2 protein-coding genes are annotated in these 3,263 nt (G+C 71.7%); both read right to left on the reverse strand.

The window, feature by feature from the left end:
• Positions 1–81: 81 nt before the first annotated feature.
• Positions 82–1,074 (reverse strand): NADH-quinone oxidoreductase subunit NuoH, encoded by a 993-nt coding sequence (nuoH, locus tag ACV4UX_RS16985; RefSeq protein ID WP_491594468.1) that lies wholly within the window; start codon positions 1,072–1,074, stop codon positions 82–84.
• Positions 1,071–3,263: molybdopterin-dependent oxidoreductase (locus ACV4UX_RS16990; protein WP_491594469.1), on the reverse strand; the 2,193-nt coding region annotated here is incomplete at its 5' end. The genes ACV4UX_RS16990 and nuoH, both read right to left, overlap by 4 nt.

The following is a 3,263-nucleotide window of genomic DNA, read 5'->3' on the forward strand; positions in this document are numbered from 1 at the left end:
GGCCGTCACGGCGAAGGGGCGCAGGATGCCCGCCGTGCCCCTGGCGGCCTTGCCGAGGAGGGAGTCGTTGGAGCCCATGGGTCAACCTCTCAGGAGCATGATCGCTCCGGTGGCCACGATGTTCAGAAGCGCCAGGGGGGCCAGCCACACCCAGCACAGGCGCATGAGCTGGTCCGGCCGAAGCCTCGGCAGCGTGGCGCGGATCCAGATGAGCAGGATGGGCATCACGGCCGTCTTGAGGAGCATCCAGGCCATGGGCGGCAGCCACGGCCCGTGCCAGCCCCCCAGGAAGAACACGGCGGCCAGCGCGCCCAGGAAGATCATGTTCACGTATTCGCCCAGGAAGAACAGGGCGAAGCGCATGCCGGAGTATTCCATGTGGAACCCGGCCTGGAGTTCGTTCTCGGCCTCGGCCAGGTCGAAGGGCACGCGCTTGATTTCCGCCAGGGCTGAAATGAAGAAGAGCGCGAAGGCCGCGGGCTGGAGCACGATGAAGGGCAGGTCGGCCTGGGCGGCCACGATGCCCGTGAGGCTCATGGTTCCGGAGAGCATCACGATGGGCACCAGCGAAAGGCCCAGGGGCAGCTCGTAGCTGATCATCTGGCCGATGCCGCGCACCGCGCCCAGGAGGCTGTATTTGCTGTTGGAGGCCCAGCCGCCCAGGGCCAGGGCGTAGACGCCCACCGAGGAGAGCGACAGGGCGAAGAGCAGGCCCACGTCCAGGTCCGCCAGCACCAGGGGGACCTTCTGGCCCATGAAGGTCAGGTCCGCCCCGAAGGGCACCACCGCGAAGGCCAGGATGGCCGCCAGGGGCAGCAGGCCCGGCACCACCAGGAAGAGGAAGCGGTCCGCGCCCTGGGGCACGAGGTCTTCCTTCAGGAGGGCCTTCACGCCGTCGGCCAGGGGCTGGAGCAGGCCGTAGGGGCCCACCCGGTTGGGGCCGAAGCGCTGCTGGAGCCTCCCCAGGAGCTTGCGCTCCACGAGCACCAGGTAGGCCGCGCCCGTGAGCACCAGCACCAATAGCACCACCATCTTGGCCAGGAGTACGGCCCATCCCGCGAGGACAAGGGTCATGACGCCTCCTCCCCGGAGCCGTCGCCCCGTTTTTCGAGGTGGGAAAGCTCCACGATGTACCCCCGGGCCACGGCGGACTGCCAGCCGGAGTCGGGCCTGCGCGGCACAACCACCGTGGAGCGGGCCATGTTGACGGCCATGCGCACGAAGCAGTGGGCGTCTCCGATGGCGCAGGCCAGGTGGACCTGTTCATCCTGGCGCAGCTCGATGGTGGCGGCGTCCTCCTCGTGGAGCACCACCTGCGGGTGCGGGGCCAGGGCCTTGAGGATGGAGCCGTAGCTGGAGAGTTCTTCCGTGCCGAAGGCCTGCTCCGTGATGAGCAGGTCCACTCCCAGGTTCTCCGGCACGGGCGACGGCCTGGCCGCGAGCCCGGGACCGGGCGGGGAACAGAGGAAGCCCGGCTCGTCCGGGAGGCGCCCCTCCATGCAGGGCAGGGCCGAGGCCATGAGGCCCCAGGCGTCCGACGCGGCGGGACCCGGGTCCAGCCCCAGGGCGTCCATCAGGCGCAGGGCCACATCGGGGCCTGCCAGGGGGTCCGCCCCCGGGGCCTGGAGGGAAAAGCCGTGGGTGGGGTGGCCGTGGTCCAGCGACTGGGCCAGGGGTGTGCCGCAGGCGTGGGCCGGGTGCGCCCGCTGGATGCGACCCTCCTGGTTGGCGTAGCGCCCGCCCGCCTCGAAGACGGTCCGCGTGGGGAGAAAAACGTGGGCGCGGGCCATGGTGCGCGAGGGCAGGCAGTCCGCCGCCACCAGCAGTTCCAGGCGGGAGAGGGCGTCGAAGGCGCGCGAGCTGGCGGCGAAACGCCCCACCGGGTCGGCCTCCAGGCAGACCAGGGCCTTGACGCGCCCGGACTCGATGCCCTCCAGCACGTCGTCGAAGCTCGTCTCCTCGTGGGTGTTCATGAGCGCCGCACCGAAGGCGTTGGCCCCGGCCAATACGGGGAAGAATCCGGCCCGACCCAGGCGGCGGCGCATCAGTTCGGCGGCCCCGGCCAGCAGGTCCGGGGTGGAGAGGCGCACGATGTCCGAGCCGCAGACCACCACCGGGAAGGCCGCCCGGCCCAGGCGGTCGGCGAAGGCTTCCCAGCCTGGGGCGGCGTGGGCCTCGGGCATCTCGCCCGTGAAGGCTTGCAGGAAGGCGCGCTCCTCGCCGTCGGGATCGGGGAAGGCCCGGCGCAGCACGGCCCCCAGGGCGGCTTCCATGTCGTGGCGTCTGGACGGTATGTGCGTGAAGGGCAGGGGCAGCTCCACGGGCCGGGGATCGATGACCGTCACGGCCGCGCCCTTGCGGGACGCCTGGCGCAGGGAGAGCGCCAGCATGGGGGCCTCGGAGAGGGGGGCGACGCCCACCACCAGCACGGCGTCGGCCCGGGCGATATCCGCCAGGGAGACGCGCAGACCGGCCGTGAGGCCGCGCACGGCCGAGAGCATGTTGCGCTTGCGGTGGCTGCCCGTGGTGAACTCCGGCACGGGCCATCCGGCCCTGGCCGCCAGGAGCTTGAGCGCCGCCTGGCTCTCCAGGCTCTGGCGCGAGGAGCCCAGGGCCGCCACAGCGCCCGGCCCGTGGGCCGCCGCAACGGCCATCAGGCGGCGGGCGGCCTCGTCCAGGGCGTCGTCCATGGGGACGGGCGCGCCGTCCACCTGGGCCTGGCGGGGCCGCTGGGGCAGGTTCGCGTATTCGTAGCCGTGGCGTCCCCGGTCGCAGATGAAGTGGCCGTTCACGTCGGGGTTGTACCGGGCCTCGATGCGCACCATGCGGCGGTAGCGGGCGTCCACCTCCACGGCGCAGCCCAGGCTGCAATGCAGGCACACGCCCGGGGCCTGCTCCAGGTCCCAGTGGCGGGCCTGATGGCGCGAGGGCTTGTCGGTGAAGACGCCGGTGGGGCAGATCTCGGTCAGGTTGCCCGCGAAGACGCTCGACAGCGCGCCTTCCTGGTAGCGGCCGTAGCTCACGCCCCCGGCGATGCGCCGCGCTCCGAAGTCGCGGCCGCCCGCAAACTCCTGGTAGTAGCGCACGCAGCGGTAGCAGTGGATGCAGCGGTTCATTTCCTGGGCCACCAGGGGGCCCAGGTTCTGGTTGCGGTAGGTGCGCTTCCTGCCTTGGAAGGCGCGCAGGGAGTGGCCGCAGGAGATGGTGGTGTCCTGGAGCAGGCAGTGGCCGCCCTCGTCGCAGACCGGGCAGTCGTGCGGGTG

The sequence above is a fragment of the Fundidesulfovibrio sp. genome, from assembly GCF_058402725.1.